Consider the following 17,501-nt stretch of genomic DNA (forward strand, 5'->3'; position numbering starts at 1 on the left):
GGCCGGGGGTGGGGTGTGTGGTTTCTGGGGCCCCCCCCCCCCACCCCCCCCCCACGACCGCGGACCGGCGGCAGATACGGTCACCGGGCCGGGCGTCTTGAATGAGTCATTCAGAACCTCCCACCTGGATCGACCGGTGAGCGCGAGCTGAAAGGCGCTTTCCTGGCATCCGATGCGAGGAAAGTCCCCTTCGCTGCACCAGGTGAGACGAAAGTCCCTTTCAGCCCGCCCGCACGCACCCTGCGGGTGCGCAGCCCGGTCGGTTCACCCTCGGAGCTGGGCGGGACCTCGCCGCAAGGGCAGGCCCGGCCGGCAGCCGGGAAAACCGGGTGACACGGCCACCTCGGCCGTGTCACCCTTCCGGTCATGTTCCCCGTGTCCGATAGCGCGACGCTCGCAGGCCTGTCCCTGCCGAGCGCCCTGTCGGCACGCTCCGGCGGCGCTCGAAGCTGACCCTTCCCCGATTCCCCCTGTCCTGCGTGCGGAACCGCCGGGGGAGGGTCGACGCGCTCCACCCGGTTTCGCGCATTCCTTTCCGCCACAGGGAAAAATCATGACCAAGCAGCAGTACGTGCGGACCAAGCCGCACCTGAACATCGGCACCATGGGGCACGTCGACCACGGCAAGACCACCCTCACCGCCGCCATCACCAAGGTGCTCGCCGAGCAGCAGGGCGGCGCCAACCGCTACGTCGCCTTCGACCGCATCGACCGTGCGCCGGAGGAGATCGAGCGCGGGATCACCATCAACATCGCGCACGTCGAGTACGAGACGCCGACGCGGCACTACGCCCACGTCGACATGCCCGGCCACGCCGACTACGTCAAGAACATGATCACCGGGGCCGCCCAGCTGGACGGCGCGGTGCTCGTCGTCTCGGCGCAGGACGGCGCCATGCCGCAGACGCGGGAGCACGTCGTGCTCGCGCGGCGGATCGGGGTCGAGCACCTCGTGGTCGCGCTCAACAAGGCCGACCTCGCCGACGACGAGGACCTGCTCGACCTGGTCGAGCTGGAGGTCCGCGAGCTGCTCACCCGCTACGGGTTCGACGGCGACGCCGTGCCCGTGGTCCGGGTGTCCGGCCTGCGCGCGCTGGCGGGCGACCCGCTGTGGACGCAACGGATCCTCGACCTCCTCGCGGCGGTCGACGAGCACGTGCCGATCCCGCCGCGGCGGCTGGACCTGCCGTTCCTCATGCCGATCGAGAACGTCCTGACCATCACCGGCCGCGGCACCGTCGTGACCGGCGCGGTGGAGCAGGGCACCCTCGCCGTCGGCGACGCGGTCGAGGTGGTCGGGCTCGGGCCCGCGGTGTCCACTGTGGCCACCGGGCTGGAGACCTTCGGCAAGCCGATGGAGCGCGCCGAGGCCGGGGACAACGCCGCGATCCTGCTGCGGGGCGTGAAGCGCGGCGAGGTCCGGCGCGGCCAGGTCGTCTGCCTGCCCGGCAGCATCCGGCCGCACACGCGGTTCCGTGCGGACGTCCACATCCTGTCGACCGCCGAGGGGGGCAGGCGGACGCCGTTCGCGGCGAACTACCGGCCGCAGTTCCACTTCCGCACCAGCGACGTCGTCGGGGTGGTGACCCTCGCCGACGGCGTCTCCGTGGTCCGGCCGGGCGAGGCCGCCGAGCTGACCGTCGAGCTGGGCCAGCCGGTGGCGATGAGCACGGGGCTGGGCTTCGCGATGCGCGAGGGACGGCTGACCGTCGCCGCGGGCACCGTGCGGGAAGTGCTGGACTGAGTCAGCCCAGCCGCACGGCCGTCCCGGCACCGAGGCGGCGGGCCTGCCCGGCGATCGCGCCGTAGAGCGCGACGTCGAGCACGCCCATGCCGAACGGGTTGAGCACCGCCCACGGTTTCACCACACCGTGGGCGGTGTACCGGCCGGTGAGCAGCCCGCCGAGGGTCGCGTCGATGGCCTTGCCGTCCCCGCCGGGGCGCGAGATCGCCCCCTCGCCCATCAACCGGCCCAGGGGACGGCGCGGGTTGTCGGCGACGAGATCGAGGTCGTCGACGTACACCGCGCCCGCGCCGAGGAACACCTCGTCGGTGAGGTCGCCGAGCGAGACGTTGACCAGTAGCGCGCCGGGCCGCGGCCAATCGGCCTCGACGTATCCGTCGTCGGCGGTCGTGGTGAACACCGCGATCTCGCCCGCGGCCACCGCGGACCGGGCATCGTCGTGCACGGTCACCTCGAGATCGAGCGAGGCGGCCAGGCGGTGCGCCACCTCCGGTGTCCGGTCGTACAGCGCCACGCTTCGCAGGCCGGGCAGCCGCCGCGCGAGCAGGGCCGCGTGCATCCGGCCCTGCGCCCCACAGCCCACAATGGACATAGACGTCGCTTCGCCGTACCCGGCGGCTTCGATCCCGACGGCGCTGACGGCCGCCGTGCGGACCGCGCTGAGCAGCCCGGCCTCCAGGATCGTCGTGATGCGCGCGGTTTCCGGGTCGAAGCACAGCCCGATCCCGCTCGCGCGGTCCAGCCCGGCCGCCGGGTTGGACACGCTCGCGTTGATGATCTTCATACCGGGCACCCCGCCCACCGCGCCCGGCATGCCGATCGAGCGGGTGTAGGCGCCCTGGGAGTTCTCCCACCGCAAGTAGGCCTCCGCGGGCAGGAGGCTCTCGCCGCGGTCGTGCGCGGCCAGCGTCGCGCGGACGACCTCGACCGGGTCGATCCCGGCGAGGCACCGCCGGACGTCGGGCCGGGACAGCACGGTCACCTCGCCTGCGCCGGCGAGCCCGGTTTCCGCCTGGTCGAACCAGTTCACGAAAGCTCCTTGCCGCGGCACCACTCCAGGGCCGCCATCGCGCTGTACAGCTTGTTTTCCGCCTGGGCGAAGGCAATGCTGTGCGGGCCGTCGAGGACCTCGGCGGTGACCTCCTCGCCGCGGTGCGCGGGCAGGTCGTGCATGAACACCGCGCGGGGACTGCTCCGCCAGACGTCCGTGGTCACCTGGAACGGCGCGAACACCTTGCGCCAGTCCGGGTCGGGCTTGGTCGTGCCCGTCGTCTCCCAGCGGGTCGTGTAGACGACGTCGGCCTCCGGCAGGTCGTCGGCGTCATGCCGCTCCACAATGGACGATCCGCAGCGGGCGGCGTGCGCGCTCGCCCTCGCCAGGACGTCCGCGGTGAGGCCGTAGCCCGGCGGGGTGCGCAGGTGCAGCTCGGTGCCCGGGAACCGGGTCAGCGCCAGTGCCAGCGCCGCCGCCGAGTTGTTGCCCTCGCCGAGGTAGAGCATCCGCAGCCCGTCGACCTTCCCGAACCGCTGGACGACGGTCGCCAGGTCGGCCAGTGCCTGCGTCGGGTGCTCGTCCTCGCTCATGGCGTTGACCACGGCCATCCGGTCCTGCGCGGCGATGGCCCGCAGCTCCGCCGGGTCGGCCGCGGTCCGCGCCACCAGCACGTCGAGCATCGACGCCAGCACGCGGCCGGTGTCCTCAATGGACTCGCCGGTGTTCGTCTGCAGGTCGCCGGGGCCGTAGGCGACGATCTGCGCGCCGAGCCGCAGGGCGCCGGAGGAGAACGCGGTGCGCGTGCGGGTCGAGGTCTTGCGGAAGTAGATGCCGACGACGTCGCCGCGCAGCGACGGCGGGACCGGCCCCGTGGCCAGCCGCACGGCCCTGGCGACGACGGCACGCAGGTCGTCGTCGGTCAGGTCGTCCAGGGAGATGAGGTGGCGGACGGTCATGGGGCTCCTCAGTGGATGGTGGCGAGCGGGCGGGCACCGGAGGGCACCTCGCCGAAGTGCTCGCGGACCCAGGAATCGGAGTAGATGGTGTCGAGGTAACGGTTGCCGTCGTCGGGGAAGACGAGCACGCACCGCGACCCGGCCGGGATCCGGTCGCGGATCTTCGCCAGCGCGGCCACGGTCGCGCCCGACGAGCCGCCGGCCAGGATCGCCTCGCGCGCCACGAGTGTCCGGCAGGCGCGCACGCATTCGAGGTCCGTCACGTGCACGACCTCGCTGACGGCCGAGGTGTCGACCAGCGGCGGCCGCCGCCCGGCGCCGTGTCCGGGGATCAGGCGGCCTTCGGTGGGCACGTGGAAGATGGCGCTGCCCGCGGCGTCCACCGCGACGAGCTTCGTCGCCAGGCCGTGCCGCCGGATGTAGTCGGCGCAGCCGCGCATCGTGCCGCCGGTGCTGACCGAGCAGAACAGGTAGTCGGCGTCGAGTTCCGCGGCGATCTCGTGCATGGTCTGCTCGTGGGCCGCCGCGTTGAGCGGGTTCGCGTACTGGTTGGGCCAGTAGGCGTCCGGCAGGGTCGCGAGCAGCTCGTGGACCCGGGCGATCCGCGCGCCGAGCAGGTCGCCGCCCGCGGGTTCGGTGACGACCTCGACGGTCGCGCCGTAGGCCCGCAGCAGCGCGACGGTCTGCGCGGTGGTCCGGGTGTCGACGACGCAGACGAGGTCGAGCCCGAAGTAGGCGCACATCTGGGCCAGCCCGATGCCGAGGTTGCCCGAAGTGGACTCGACGACCACCGAGCGGCCCGGCACCAGCACCCCGGCCCGGAGATCGCCCTGCAGCATGTGCAGGGCGGTCCGGTCCTTGACGCTGCCACCCGGGTTGAACTTCTCCATCTTCGCGAACACCCGCAGGCCGGGTGCGACGCGGTCGAGGGCGACCAGTGGCGTGCCGCCGATGGTGGCGAGCACCCCGCCGATCTCAGCCGTGCTCAACGAACAACCTGCTCTCTTCCGGTCCATTCGGGACACTCGCGACGTTCCCGCCGGACACGACGGCGACCGCCGTCCCACCGGGAACGCGTCCGGTGCGGTACGCCGCGGTGGCGACCGCGCCACTCGGTTCGGCGACCACGCCGAACCGGTCGGCGAGGAACGTCTGGGCGTCGGCGATGCTGTCCTCGTCGACGGTCACGATGTCGTCGACGAGCGCCTTGACGTGCTGCCAGGCCAGCTCGCCGAGCACCGGCGCCCGCAGCCCGTCGGCGATCGTGCGGTAGGTCCGCGACACCGGCCAGCGCACCAGCCGCCCGAGGCGCAGCGACTCGGCCGCGTCCCCGGCCAGCTCCGGCTCGACGCCGACGACCCGCGTGCCGGGGGAGAGGGCCTTGACCGCGACGGCGACCCCGGCGAGCAGGCCGCCGTTGCAGACCGGGACCAGCACCGTGCCGACGTCCGGGAGTTCCCGGACGATCTCCGCGCCGACGGTGGCGTGGCCGGCGATCACGGCGAAGTCGGCGGACCCGATCACCGCGGCACCGGTGCTCGCGCGCAGCTCGGCCGTCGCGGATTCCCGGCGGGACGGCGGCACCACGACGAGGTCGGCACCGAGCGCGCGCACGGCGTCCACCTTCAGCGCCGGTGCCGTGTCGGGCAGGACCACGGTGGCGCGCAGGCCGTACCGGGCCGCGGCGTAGGCCACCGCCCGGCCGTGGTTGCCCGACGACTGGGCCAGGACGTGCCGCACGCCGGTGAGCCGGGCAACGGCGTTGAGTGCGCCGCGGACCTTGAACGACCCGGTTCGCTGCCGGTTCTCCGGTTTGAGCCACAGGCCGTCCACCGGTCCGATCAGCGGCGTCCGGCGGATGGAGGGCCCGATCAGGGCGGCCGCGCGGGCGACGTCGGCTTCGGTCACGAGCCCGTTCATGCCAGGCTCCGGTCGGCCTGGGCCTGGACGCGGTCGAGGTCGTCGTCGATCTCGGCGGGCGGGGCCGCGTCCGGCAGCAGGTCCTCGATCCGGCGCAGCCGCCGGTACCGCAGGCCGAGCACGCCCCAGACGACGAGCACGATCCCGGAGACCACCATCAGCGCGGCCACTCCCGCGTGCGTGTCGTTGGCCGTCACCGGGTCCAGCGCCGGGACGCCGCGCACCAGCGGACCCAGCCAGTCCGACAACGCGCCCGCCGTGAGGAAACCGAGCGGGGACATCGCCGTCGCCAGCATGACGTTGATCGCCAGTACCCGGCCCTGCAGGTGCTGGCCGACCTTCGTCTGCACGATCGACAGCCAGTGCGCGTTGCCGATGCTCATGCAGGCCAGCCGGACGAACAGGCCGGCGCCGATGACGACCGCCGACGGCCACGCGCCCATCAGCAGCACGCCGATCCCGGACCCGATGACGAAGGCGATCATGCCGGTGGCCCGGCGTTTCGTGCCGCCCCAGCCGATCACGACCACCGCGCCGGCCGCGGCCCCGACGCCGCCGGCGGCACTGACCAGACCCAGCTCGCCGGGGGTGCCGACGGACAGGACCAGCGGGGTGAGCACCACCCACATCAGCGCGGTGAAGTAGTTGACGACGGCGAAGTAGCCGATCATCGCCAGCAGCGGCTTGCGACGCACCACAAAGGACAGACCGCCGGTGAGTGCCTTCCGGAACGGTTCCCGCTGCTTGAAGAACAGCCGGTCCGGGAACCGCACCGCCATCAGCGTGGCGACGCCCACGACGAACGTGGCGACGTCGACCACGACGACCGACGTCAGGCCGGACAGGCCCATGAGCAGCCCGCCGAGGATCGGCCCGAGGACGGTGCCGAGCCCGGCGCCGATGTCGGCGAGCGCGTTGGCCTGCGGCAGGTACGGTTTCGGGACCAGCTGGGCGATCGCGGCCAGGTAGGCGGGCCGCTGGAACGCCGACGCGATCGACGTGACCCCGACGATCAGGCAGACGCTCACCAGGTCCAGGCGGCCGAGTGCGATGAGCACGGCGAGCGCGGCCATCGCGGCTCCACTGGCGAAGTCGCAGGCCAGCATGATCCGGCGGCGGTCGACGCGGTCGGCGAGCGCGCCGCCGACCGGGGTCAGCAGCATGCTCGGCACCCGCGCGAGCAGGACGACCAGGGCGAGGTCGATGATCCGCCCGCTGCGCTGGTAGGCCCAGACGCCGAGGGCGAACGAACTCAGCTCGTTGCCGATCATGGAGACGGCCTGGCCGCCCGCCACGGTGTAGAAGGCCCGCAACCCGCGCTTCGCCGCGACCGGGACGTCGGCAACCCGGGGCGGGAGGTCTCCGGCGGCCCAGCGGGCGAGCCGGGTCCGGAGCACCGCGGCGACCTCGGCCGCCTGGTGCCGCAGGAAGTAGTGCCCCGCCTGGGGAATCACGGCCAGTTCGACACGCTCGGCGAACGCACCCCACTCGCGATACCGCTCCGGGTACAGCTCGGTCGCCGGGTCGCTCGACCCGACCACGCACAGGACCGGCGCCGCCAGCCGGGCCGGGGAGGCGAGTTCGCGCCCGAACCAGGACTGGGCCTCGGCGGCGTCGTGCCGCAGCCCGCGCAGCATCGCGGTACTGGCCTGCTCGTCCATGTCGTCGAGCAGGCCGCCGCCCGCGCGCAGCGTGTCCCGGTAGAGCCGGTCGGACACCCAGCGCTCGCGCGGGAAGCGACGCTGCAGCCAGGCCGACAGCCTGCCGGGCAGGCGCGCGGCGGGGAAGCTCCCGGCCACGATCACGCCCGCGACCTCGCGCCCGTCGGCTTCGAGCCGGGCGGCGAGCGCAGTGGCCACGGCCGAGCCGACGCAGTGCCCGTACAGCGCGACCGGCCCGGTCACGGTCCGGCCGATCTCCTCGGCGAGGAGGTCCACGATCTCGTCCACGGTCCGGAACGGCTCGTCGGGGCGGGCGACGTCGTGGCCGGGCAGTTCGACCGCGCGGACGTCGATGCCGTCGAGTTCGTTCGCCAGCGGCTGGAACACCGCGGCCGACGCGCCGCCGTAGGGCACGCAGACGAGCGTGACGTCCGGGGTGCCGGGCCGGGCGGGGGAGAGCCGGTGCAGCATGCCGCCGGTCTCCTGCCCGGCGTCGAGGTAGGCGGCCAGCTCGCGCACGGTCGGGTGCAGGAACAGGTCGATGACACGCAGCCGCTCGTCGAGCAGCCGCACCGCGCGGACCGCGGTGAACGAATGCCCGCCGAGGGCGAAGAAGTCGTCGTCCACGCCGACGCGCGGGACGTCGAGGACGTCCGCCCACACCTGCGCGATCCGCTGTTCGGTCGGCGTGGCCGGATCGCCGCCGCTCTTCTTTGCCACGGACGGGACGGTCTCTTGTGGACTCTCGGTGACGCTCACCGTGGCGTCCACATCGGACAACAGCTCTTCGAGCAGACACTGGAAGTCGGCCACGATGCGTTCGGCGGTGCTCTGATCGAACAGGTCGGTCCGGTAGGCGAGTTCGCCGAGATAGGTGTCGCCGTCGTTGACCAGCGCCATGCTGAGGTCGAATTTCACGCGTTCGGCCGTGGCGCTCAGCGTCGTGACGTCGAGCCCGGGGATCGCCGGGTCGGGCGCGGGCTCGTCCAGGACGTTGAGCAGCACCTGGAACAGTGGTGTCGCGGCCATCGTGCGGTCCGGCCGCAGCCGCTCGATGATGGCTTCCAGCGGCGTCTCGGCGTGGGCGAACGCGCCCAGCACGGTCTCCCGGACCCGGGCGAGCAGGTCCCGCACGGTCGGGCCGCCGCCGAGGTCGGTGCGCAGCACGAGAGTGTTGACGAAACAGCCGACGGTCGCTTCGACGTCCGGATGGTGACGGCCCGATTCGGGGACGCCGACGGCGACGTCGGCGGTGCCCGCGAGCCGCCCGAGCAGCACCTGCCATCCGGCGAGCAGCACCATGAACGGGGTGACCCCGGTTTCCCCGGCGACCCGCCGGACCGCCGCGGTCAGCCCGGCCGGGAGCGTGTACCGGACGTGGCCACCGGACCAGCCCGCCACCGGGGGCCGGGGGCGATCTGTGGGAAGGTTCAGCAGCGGGGGCAGCCCGGCCAGGCGCTCGCACCACCAGTCGAGGTCCTCCGGCCGCTGCCGCGTGGCCAGCCAGGCGGCGTAATCGGCGTACTGGACGGGGACCGCGGCGGGCGTCCGCCCGGCGTAGGCGGCGGCCAGGTCGGCGCCGAGGACGCCCCTCGACCAGTTGTCGGTGGCGATGTGGTGGACGGTGATCGCCAGGACGTGGTCGTCGGCGGCGACGCGGAACAGCTTGGCCCGCAACGGCGGCTCGCGGTCGAGCGCGAACGGAAGCTCCACTTCGGACCGCCAGGACGCCTCGACGTCGTCGGTGTCCTCAATAGACATCGTGATGCGCTCGGCGGGAACGGGCACGGCCACCGGAGTGCCGTCGCGTTCCTCGATCACGCTGCGCAGGACGACGTGCCGCGCCGCGACGTCACGGACCGCCCGCGCCATCGCGCCGGTGTCGAGGGGGCCGCGCAGGCGCAGCACCATGCCCCGGTTGTAGGCCGGGCCCGGTTCGAGAAGATCCAGGAACCACAGGCGGGCCTGGGCCGACGACAGCGGCGCCGGTGCTTCCGGGTCGGGCCGCACCGGGATGGGGTCGCCGCCGAACGGACCGTCCGAACCGGACTCCAGTGCGGCGGCGAGGTCCGCCAGCACGGGGTACTCGAACACCGTCCGCACGGCCACGTCCCGGCGCAGGGCTTCGCTGAGCCGCCCGGCCACGCGCACTGCGGCGAACGACTGCCCGCCCACGGCGAAGAAGTCGTCGTCGGCGCCGACCCCGGCCAGGCCCAGGACGTCGGTCCAGATCCGGGCGACGAGCCGTTCGGCCGGGGTGGCGACCGGTCGCCGGACCGCCGGGGCCGGGGCGGCCGCGTCCGGCAGGGCGGCGCGGTCGATCTTGCCGTTCGCGTTGAGCGGCAGGCGGTCCAGGACGGTCAGCGACGCGGGCACCATGTAGTCGGGCAGCCGTTCGCGCAGGGTGCGGCGCACGGCGGCGACGTCGAGCCCGGGACCGACGAGCCAGGCGGCGAGCCGCCGGTCGAGCCCGGCGCCGACCGGGAGCACCACGGCCTCGGCCACGCCGTCGACGTCCCGCAGCGCCGCGGTCACCTCGCCCAGCTCGACGCGGTGGCCGCGGACCTTCACCTGGTCGTCGGCCCGGCCGCGGAACTCCACGGACCCGTCGGCCCGCACGCGCAGCAGGTCGCCGCTGCGGAAACAGCGGACACTCTCACCCAGGGGATCGGGCCGGAACCGGGCCGCCGTCTGCGCGTCGTCGCCGAGGTAGCCGCGGGTGATCTGCGGCCCGCCGATCATCAGCTCACCGGGCATGCCCGCCGGCACGACCGCGCCGGTGCGGTCGACGAGGTAGCCGACCACACCGGGCAGCGGCGTGCCGAGCGGGACGTACCCGGTTCGCTCGTGGCCGGGGATGGCGGCCACGTCGCAGGTCAGGGAGATCATCGTGCTTTCGGTGTGCCCGTAGTGACTCTGCACCCGCAGGTCCGGGCGGGCCGCCTCGACGCGCTCGACGAGCGGCCACGGGCACGCCTCCCCCGCGAGGACGAGCAGCCGCCGGGGGAGCACGGCCGCGAGATCGCCGTGCCGCGCCAGGAGTTCCAGATGACTCGGCACGCACTTGAGGACGTCGACCGGGTGCTCGGCGAGGTAGGCGGCGAAGGCCTCGGGGAACATCGCGGTGTCCCGCTCGACCAGGTGCACCGTCCCGCCGGTGGTCAGGGCGCCGTAGACGCAGGTCAGGCCGAAGTCGGCGGCCGGAGTGGAGACGACGGCGAACGAGGCGCCGGCGACGTCGCCGAGCCGGGGCAGCATGCCCGCCAGGTAGTGGGCGACGTTGCGGTGCTCGACCGCGACGCCCTTGGGGGTGCCGGTCGAGCCGGAGGTGAAGATGACGTGGATGAGGTCGTGCCCGGCGATCGCGACGTCCGGGCGGGTGGCCGGCTGCCCGGCGACGGCGTCGTCGACCGTGAGGACGGTGACGCCGGGTGCCGCCACCGCCAGGCCGGGCTCGGCCAGGAGGATGCGCGCCTTCGCCGTGCCGAGGATGGCGGCCACCCGCGACGGCGGATAGGTCGTGTCCATCGGCAGGTACGCCCCGCCCGCCTTCATGATGCCGAGCACCGCGACGGCGACCTCGGTGCCCTGCTCCAGCAGCATCCCGACCGGCTCGTTGGCGCGGACGCCGAGGGCACGCAGCCGGTGCGCGAGCCGGTTGGCGCGCTCGTCCAGCTGCCGGTAGGTGAGGCTGCCGGTCGCGCCGACGACGGCGACGGCGTCCGGGCAGCGGTCGACGGTCCGCTCGATGAGGACCGGCACCGGGACCAGGCCGGTCCGCTCCGGTTCCGGGCCGGCGAGCACCGGTCCGGTCACCGCTTCGAGCGGGATCTCGGAGACGGGACGGTCGAGGTCGGCGGTGACACCGTCCACCAGCGACACGAACCAGCGGACGATCCGTTCGGCTGTGCCGCGGTCGAAGAGATCGGTGCGGTACGCGAGGCCGCCGCGGTAGCCACCGTCCACCCGAGACAGTGCGAGGCTGAGGTCGAACTTGACGCTGCGCACCGGCGCCGGCCTCAGGCGCGCGTCCAAACCGGGCAGGCCGGGGTCGCCGGGCGGGTCGTCGAGGACGTTGAGCAGCACCTGGAACACCGGCGAGGCGTCGAGGCTCCGCTTCGGCGCGACCCGTTCCACGATGCGTTCGAACGGCACGCCCGCGTGCGCGAACGCGTCGAGCACCGTGTCGCGCGCGGCGGCCAGGAGCGTGCGTCCCGTGGTCACGCCGGACAGGTCCGTGCGCAGCACCAGGGTGTTGACGAAGCAGCCGACGACGCGGTCTTCGGCCGGGCCACGGCGGCCGGACTCCGGCACGCCCACCGCGACGTCGCCGGTGTCCGCGAGCCAGCCGAGCAGGGCCTGCCAGCAGGCGAGCAGCACCATGAACGGCGTGCAGCCCTCGACCTGCGCCAGCCGCGCGGTGAGCGCGGGCGGCACCTCGACCGGGACCTCGTCGCCGTCCTCGCCGGCGACCACCGGCCGGGGCCGGTCGGTGGGAAGCTCCAGCACGGGCGGGAGACCCGCGAGCCGCTCGCACCACCAGTCGAGGTCGCCGGGGTCCTGGTGCCGGGCCGCGACATCGGCGTACTGCAGGGCCGGGGGTTCGGGCGCGGGCCGTGTCCCCAGCCGGGCGGCGTAGCAGGCGGCGAGGTCGTCGAGGACCACGTCGACCGACGGGGCGTCCATGGCGATGTGGTGGAAGGTCAGCGCCAGCACGTGCCGGTCGCCGCCGAGCCGGAACAGCACCGCCCGCATCGGCGGCTCGTCGGCCAGGGCGAACGGGCGCTCCGCCTCGGCGGTGAGCGCATCGTCCAGATCGGACTCGGCCAGGTCCACAAAGGACACCGGGACGTCGGAGGCGGGACGGGGGCAGGCTTTCGGCTCGCCGCCGACCTCGCGGTAGACGCTGCGCAGGACGACGTGGCGGTCCGCGACGTCCCGGACCGCCGCCTGCAGGGCCGTGGCGTCCGCCGGTCCGGTCAGCTCCAACGCGACGGGGATGTTGTAGGCATGCCCGGCCGGATCGAAGCGGGCCAGGAACCACAGCCGGGCCTGGGCCGAGGACAGCGGCGCGTCCCGCTCCGGCTTGCGGGCCGGGGCACGCAGTGCCGCCGCGGCGCGGCTTTCGAGCAGGGCCCGCACGCGCTCGGCGGGGGTGAGGACCGACTCGGTCATGCGGTGCCTCCGGTCGGGACGGCGTCGAGGGCCGTCATGGCGAGGTGGTCCAGGCTTGCGGCGAACTCGCGCAGCACCGGGTGGTCGAGCAGGGCGCGCACCGGGATCGGGAACCCCAGCGCCTCACCGAGGCGATCGGCGACCTCGGCCGCGTGGGCGGGCGTGCCGCCGAGGGCAGTGAAGTCGTCCAGCGCACCGACCCGGGCCCGGCCGAGCACCTCCGCCCAGACGACCGCGACTAGTTCTTCGATGGCGCCCTCGGGCGGGACCGGCAAGTTCCCGAGCTGGGCGGTGAAGTCGGCCAGCACCGGGTGGTCGAACAGGGTGCGCACGGTGATCCGGGTGCCGAAGCGGTCGTGGAGCAGGCCGACGACCCGGGTCGCGGCGAGGGACCGGCCGCCGAGGGCGAAGAAGTCGCTGTCCGGCCCGATCCCGGTGACCTCCAGGCAGGAGTGCCACACGTCCGCGACCATCGCCTCGGCCGGGGACAGCGGGGCCGCCGGGGCCGGGACGGCAGGCGGGACCGGGCGGAGGGCGCGTCGGTCGACCTTTCCGTTGGGCAGCAGGGGAAGCGCGTCGAGGGTCTGCCAGCGGCTCGGCACCATGTACCCGGGCAGCAGGTGCCGCAGCTCGCGCTCGACGGCCGCCGGGTCGGCGGTCGCGGGCGTGAGGTGACCGGCCAGGTGCGGGTCGGCGCCGTCCGCGACGACCGTCACCGCCGCGTCGTCCACTCCGGACAGTCCACGCAGGACCGACTCGACCTCGCCGAGCTCGAACCGGTTGCCGCGCACCTTGACCTGGTCGTCGGTGCGGCCGAGGAACTCGCACGTGCCGTCCGGCCGCCATCGGACGAGATCGCCGGTGCGATACCCGGTTTCGCCGAACGCCGCGGCAGTCAGCTCCGGCCGTCCACGGTAGCCGCGGGCGACCCCGGTCCCGCCGATCCACAGTTCCCCGATCGCGCCGGGCGGGGCGAGCCGTCCCGCGGCGTCGCGGACGGCAAGCCGGGCGCCGGGGATCGGCCCGCCGATCGGGACGCGTCCGGGGCCGGTGATCCGGTACGCGGTCGCGGCGACCGTGGTCTCAGTGGGGCCGTAGCCGTTCCACAGCTCGCCGACCAGGGGCAGGGCCCGGGCGGCCAGTCCGGGTTCCAGGACCTCGCCGCCGAGCAGCAGGCGCAGCGCGGGATTGCCGGTCCAGCCGGCAGCGAGCAGCATCCGCAGGCTGGTCGGGGTCAGGTCGGCGACGGTGACGCCGGTGCCGGCGAGCCACTGCGCGAGCCGGTGGCCGTCGACGGCGTGGTCGCGATCGGCGACGACGCAGCGCGCTCCGGTCGCCAGCGGCCACCAGAGTTCCTCGACGGACACGTCGAAGGCGAGCGGCGCGATCGCCGCCATCGCGTCGTCGCGGGCCAGGCCGTGGGACAGCCCGCGCGAGCGGACGAACGCATGCAGGTTGGCGTGCGTGACCTCGACGCCCTTCGGCCGTCCGGTCGACCCCGACGTGTACAGCACGTACGCGAGCGCGTCGCCGCCCGGGACCACGAGATCGACCGGCTCGGTGCCCGCGTCGGCGTCGGCATCGACCACGATCAGCCCCGGAATGGCCGCGGCGACCTCGCGGGCGCCACCCCGGGTCAGGAGGACCCGGATGTCTGCGTCGGCGGCGATCCCGGCCAGTCGCTGCACCGGCTGGTCCGGATCGAGCGGCAGGTACCCGGCGCCCGCCCGCCACACGGCGAACAGCAGCGCCGGAAGCACCTCGTCGCGGGGCAGGCAGACGCCGACCGCGTCGCCCGGCTGCACCCCAGTGGCGATCAGCAGGCGGGCGACACGGTCGGCGCACGCCACCAGATCGGCGTAGGTCAGATGTCCGTCCGTTGTGGACACTGTGATCGCGTCCGGGTTCCGTCCGGCTTGGCGCAGCACGGCGTCCGGCACGCTGACGACATCGGACTCCGGCAGGGCCGCGCCGGTGCCCCACTCCGTCAGCAGGGCACGCTGCCCGGCGGTCGTGAGGTCCAGAGTAGACAAAGGAACGTCCGGAGTGGACACCGCCGTGTGCAGGACGTGCAGCAGCGATTCGGCGAACCACCGCGCCCGCGCCGGGGACAGCAGTGCCGGGTCGTGCTCGACGATCAGCTCGGCACCCCCGACGTGTTCGTTGACGAAGACCGTCAGCGGCGCGTGGCTGCCGCCGGTCGGCAGCTCGCCCAGCAGGTCGACCCGGACGTCCGTGCCGTGCGCGGACACCGGGAGGCCGGACGGCTGGACCGCGAGCGACACCGGCGTCAGCGGCATCCCGGCGGGACGGTCGCCACCCCACAGCGTCGTCAGCTCACCGCTGGGCAGGCCGCGGTGGTCGAGGGCCCGCGCGGTCGTCGTCATCGCCGCGCGCAGCAGGTCACGGAACGAGCCGTCCCCCAGCCGCAGGCGGACCGGCAGTACGTCGACCAGCGGCCCGACGGTGCGTTCGACCTCGGGCCGGTCGCGCTGGGCCGCCGCCGTCCCGAGCAGGACGTCCGTGCTGCCGGTCAGCGCGCCGACGAGGACACCGAGCGCCGAGAGGTGGATCGCGAACGGCGTCACGCCGGTGGACTCGGCCAGCGCCCGCACCGCCGACCGCAGGGATTCCGGCAGCGGGCGGGTGATCCGTTCCCCGGCGAACCGCTGGTCACCGCGGTCGAACAGGCTGTCCGGCGGGGTCGCCCCGGCCAGCTCGCGGGCCCAGAACCGCGCCCACTCCGCCCGGTGCGCGCCGGCGAGGGCCCGTTCGCGCAGCGCGATCTCCCCGACGGGCATCCCGGGCTCGGGCAGGTCCTCCGCCGCGCCCAGACTCGCCGCGAGGTCGGCCATGAGCACGCCGATCGAAGCGCCGTCGGTGGCAATGTGGTCGGACACGACGACCAGATCGGTGACGTCGTCGGCCAGGCGCAGCGCGGTGATGCGCAGCAGCGGCGTCTCCGAGGTCAGGTCGAAGGCGTGCCCGGCTGCGGCCTCGGCCAGTTCGCCGGCCCGTTCACGGCCCTCGCCGCGCAGGTCGTGCACCTCCACCGGCACCGGCGCCGGGGCCACGGTGACCATCATCGGCTCGCCGTCGTGGTCGCGGACCGTGCCGCGTAAGGCCTCGTGCCGGACCACCAGGGCGTCCGCCGCGGCCTGCAGCGCGTCCCGGGAAACCGGGCCGTGGCACCGCAACCGCCACGCGGCCGTCGTCGCCGTGCCGGTCGAGCCGAGCTGGGCGAGCGTCCACAGGTCGCGCTGGGTGTGGGTCAGGGGAGCGGCGACGCGGCCGGGCTCGGGTGTGGTGACGACGGCCGGTCCGGCGGCCGCGGCCGCGTCCAGCCGCGCGGCGACGGCCTCGACCGTGCCGTCGGCGAGGAAGTCCTCCAGCGTCAGGACGCGCCGGGTGGTTTCGCGCAGCCGCGCGACGGCCCGCGCCGCGGCGAGCGAATGCCCGCCGGAATCGGCGAACCGGTCGTGCACCCCGATCTCCGGCAGCCCGAACGCGTCCGCGACGACGTCGGCGACCATGCGTTCGGAATCCGTGCGCGGCGCGACGAACCCGGTGGCGGAGTCCCGGTCGAAGACCCACGCCGCGAGCGCGGCCCGGTCCGCCTTTCCGGTGCTGCCCAGGGGAATCGTGTCGAGCACGGCGATCCGGGACGGGACCAGGTGCCCCGGCAGCCGCGCCCGCAGCCACTCGCGCAAGGCCGCTTCGGTCAGCGTGCCGCCCACCGAATCGACGAACCCGACGAGACGGCGCTCGCCGGTCTCGTCGGCCGGGGCGAGCACGACGGCGTTGCCGACGCCGGGGTGGGCGAGCAGCTCGGCCTGCACCTGCCCGGGTTCGACGCGGAACCCGCGCACCTTGACCTGGTCGTCCGCGCGGCCGACGAAGTGGTAGACGCCGTCGCGGCGGCGGACGACGTCCCCGGTGCGGTAGTACCGGACGCCGTCGTCGACGACGTACTTCCGTGCGGTCAGCTCCGGCTGTCCCAGGTATCCCCTGGTCACGAAGGTGCCGCTGACCCACAGCTCCCCGGCGTCGCCGTCGGCGACCGGGTGGCCGCGCTCGTCGCGCACGGAGAACGCCGCGCCGGGCAACGGAAGCCCGATCGGCGGGTCACCCCGGTCGTCGCGGCCGACCTCGATGCAGGAGCAGTTCACCGTGGCCTCGGTGGGGCCGTAGCAGTTGACGACGCGGCGCACGCCCTCGTTGCGGTAGACGCGCTCGACCAGCGACCGGGTCAGTGCCTCGCCCGCGATCGCGACGGTCCGCACCGAAGGCGGCAGCGGCGTCCGGACCAGCACGGCGAGCACGGACGGCACGCCCTGCACGAACGTGACCTCGTCGCGCGCGGCCAGTCCGGGCAGGGCCAGCAGGTTGTCCGCGAGGACGAGGCTGCCGCCGGTGACCAGCGGCGGGAAGATCTCCGCGACCGAGGCGTCGAAACAGACGGACGCGGCACCGAGCACGCCCCGCAGCTCGTCGTCGGAGTAGGTCGCCGCCGCCCAGCGCAGCAGCGCGAGCACGTTGCGGTGTTCCACCTCGACGCCCTTGGGGCGGCCGGTCGAGCCGGACGTGTAGATCACGTAGGCGAGATCGGTGCCGGCGCCCGGGACGCCGGGGGAGGACGTCTTCGTCTCGTCGATGTCCGCGACGGCCAGGACGTCGACGCCCGGCTCGTCGGCGACGACCAGCCGCAGGCCCGCGTCGTCCACGATCGCGGCGACCGACGCGGGCGGCGCGGCCGGATCGAGCGGCACGTACGCGCAACCCGCCTTCAGCACGCCGAGCAGCACCGGCACGAGCCACGGCCCGCGGCGCAGGCGCACGCCCACCAGTTCGCCGGGCAACATGCCGTGCGCGAGAAGCGCGTTCGCGACCGCGTTGGCGGCCTCGTCCAGTTCCCGGTAACTCAGCCGCCGCTCGCCGGCGACGAGCGCACAGCGGTGCGGTGTCCGTTTCGCCTGCGCCTCGAACGCTTCGTGTACCCGGTCGACCACACCCAGATCTGCCCGCACCGCGCCGAACTCCTCTTGCCCCAG

Annotated in this window: 7 protein-coding genes; 1 reads left to right on the forward strand and 6 read right to left on the reverse strand. The window is 74.0% G+C overall.

Features of this window, described 5'->3' with window-relative positions:
• The first annotated feature begins 553 nt into the window (after positions 1-553).
• Complete coding sequence (tuf, locus tag ABJI51_RS12680) at positions 554-1,744, forward strand: elongation factor Tu (RefSeq protein WP_348950367.1); 1,191 nt, start codon at positions 554-556, stop codon at positions 1,742-1,744.
• A gap of 1 nt (position 1,745) precedes the next feature.
• On the opposite strand, the gene ABJI51_RS12685 is transcribed toward tuf, so the two are convergent.
• The 6 genes from ABJI51_RS12685 to ABJI51_RS12710 are packed head-to-tail and all read right to left on the reverse strand — an operon-like array spanning position 1,746 to position 17,477.
• Positions 1,746-2,774 (reverse strand): ornithine cyclodeaminase, encoded by a 1,029-nt coding sequence (locus tag ABJI51_RS12685; RefSeq protein ID WP_348950369.1) that lies wholly within the window; start codon positions 2,772-2,774, stop codon positions 1,746-1,748.
• Positions 2,771-3,694 carry an ornithine carbamoyltransferase gene (locus tag ABJI51_RS12690; protein WP_348950371.1) on the reverse strand — a complete coding sequence of 308 codons (924 nt, stop codon included), beginning with the start codon at positions 3,692-3,694 and terminating at the stop codon, positions 2,771-2,773. Before ABJI51_RS12690 ends, ABJI51_RS12685 begins: the two co-directional genes overlap by 4 nt.
• Before the next feature lie 8 nt (positions 3,695-3,702).
• On the reverse strand, positions 3,703-4,683 hold the full coding sequence (gene sbnA, locus ABJI51_RS12695) for a 2,3-diaminopropionate biosynthesis protein SbnA (protein WP_348950373.1): 981 nt from the start codon (positions 4,681-4,683) through the stop codon (positions 3,703-3,705).
• On the reverse strand, positions 4,670-5,614 hold the full coding sequence (locus tag ABJI51_RS12700) for a threonine ammonia-lyase (RefSeq protein WP_348950375.1): 945 nt from the start codon (positions 5,612-5,614) through the stop codon (positions 4,670-4,672). The genes sbnA and ABJI51_RS12700 overlap by 14 nt, the downstream gene beginning before the upstream one ends.
• The gene (locus tag ABJI51_RS12705; RefSeq protein WP_348950376.1) at positions 5,611-12,450 is read right to left on the reverse strand and encodes a non-ribosomal peptide synthetase/MFS transporter; all 6,840 of its coding nucleotides are present in this window, start codon (positions 12,448-12,450) and stop codon (positions 5,611-5,613) included. Before ABJI51_RS12705 ends, ABJI51_RS12700 begins: the two co-directional genes overlap by 4 nt.
• On the reverse strand, positions 12,447-17,477 hold the full coding sequence (locus ABJI51_RS12710) for an amino acid adenylation domain-containing protein (protein ID WP_348950378.1): 5,031 nt from the start codon (positions 17,475-17,477) through the stop codon (positions 12,447-12,449). The genes ABJI51_RS12705 and ABJI51_RS12710 overlap by 4 nt, the downstream gene beginning before the upstream one ends.
• Positions 17,478-17,501: the final 24 nt, after the last annotated feature.

Origin of the sequence: Amycolatopsis melonis (assembly GCF_040064235.1) — a bacterium.
Classification (GTDB): Bacteria; Actinomycetota; Actinomycetes; order Mycobacteriales; family Pseudonocardiaceae; genus Amycolatopsis; species Amycolatopsis melonis.

Excerpts from the sequence above, each read along its gene's own strand:
- ABJI51_RS12705 (WP_348950376.1), bottom strand. The coding sequence starts at position 12,450 with ATGACCGAGTCGGTCCTCACCCCCGCCGAGCGCGTGCGGGCCCTGCTC.
- ABJI51_RS12700 (WP_348950375.1), bottom strand. The coding sequence starts at position 5,614 with ATGAACGGGCTCGTGACCGAAGCCGACGTCGCCCGCGCGGCCGCCCTG.
- ABJI51_RS12690 (WP_348950371.1), bottom strand. The coding sequence starts at position 3,694 with ATGACCGTCCGCCACCTCATCTCCCTGGACGACCTGACCGACGACGAC.
- tuf (WP_348950367.1), top strand. The coding sequence starts at position 554 with ATGACCAAGCAGCAGTACGTGCGGACCAAGCCGCACCTGAACATCGGC.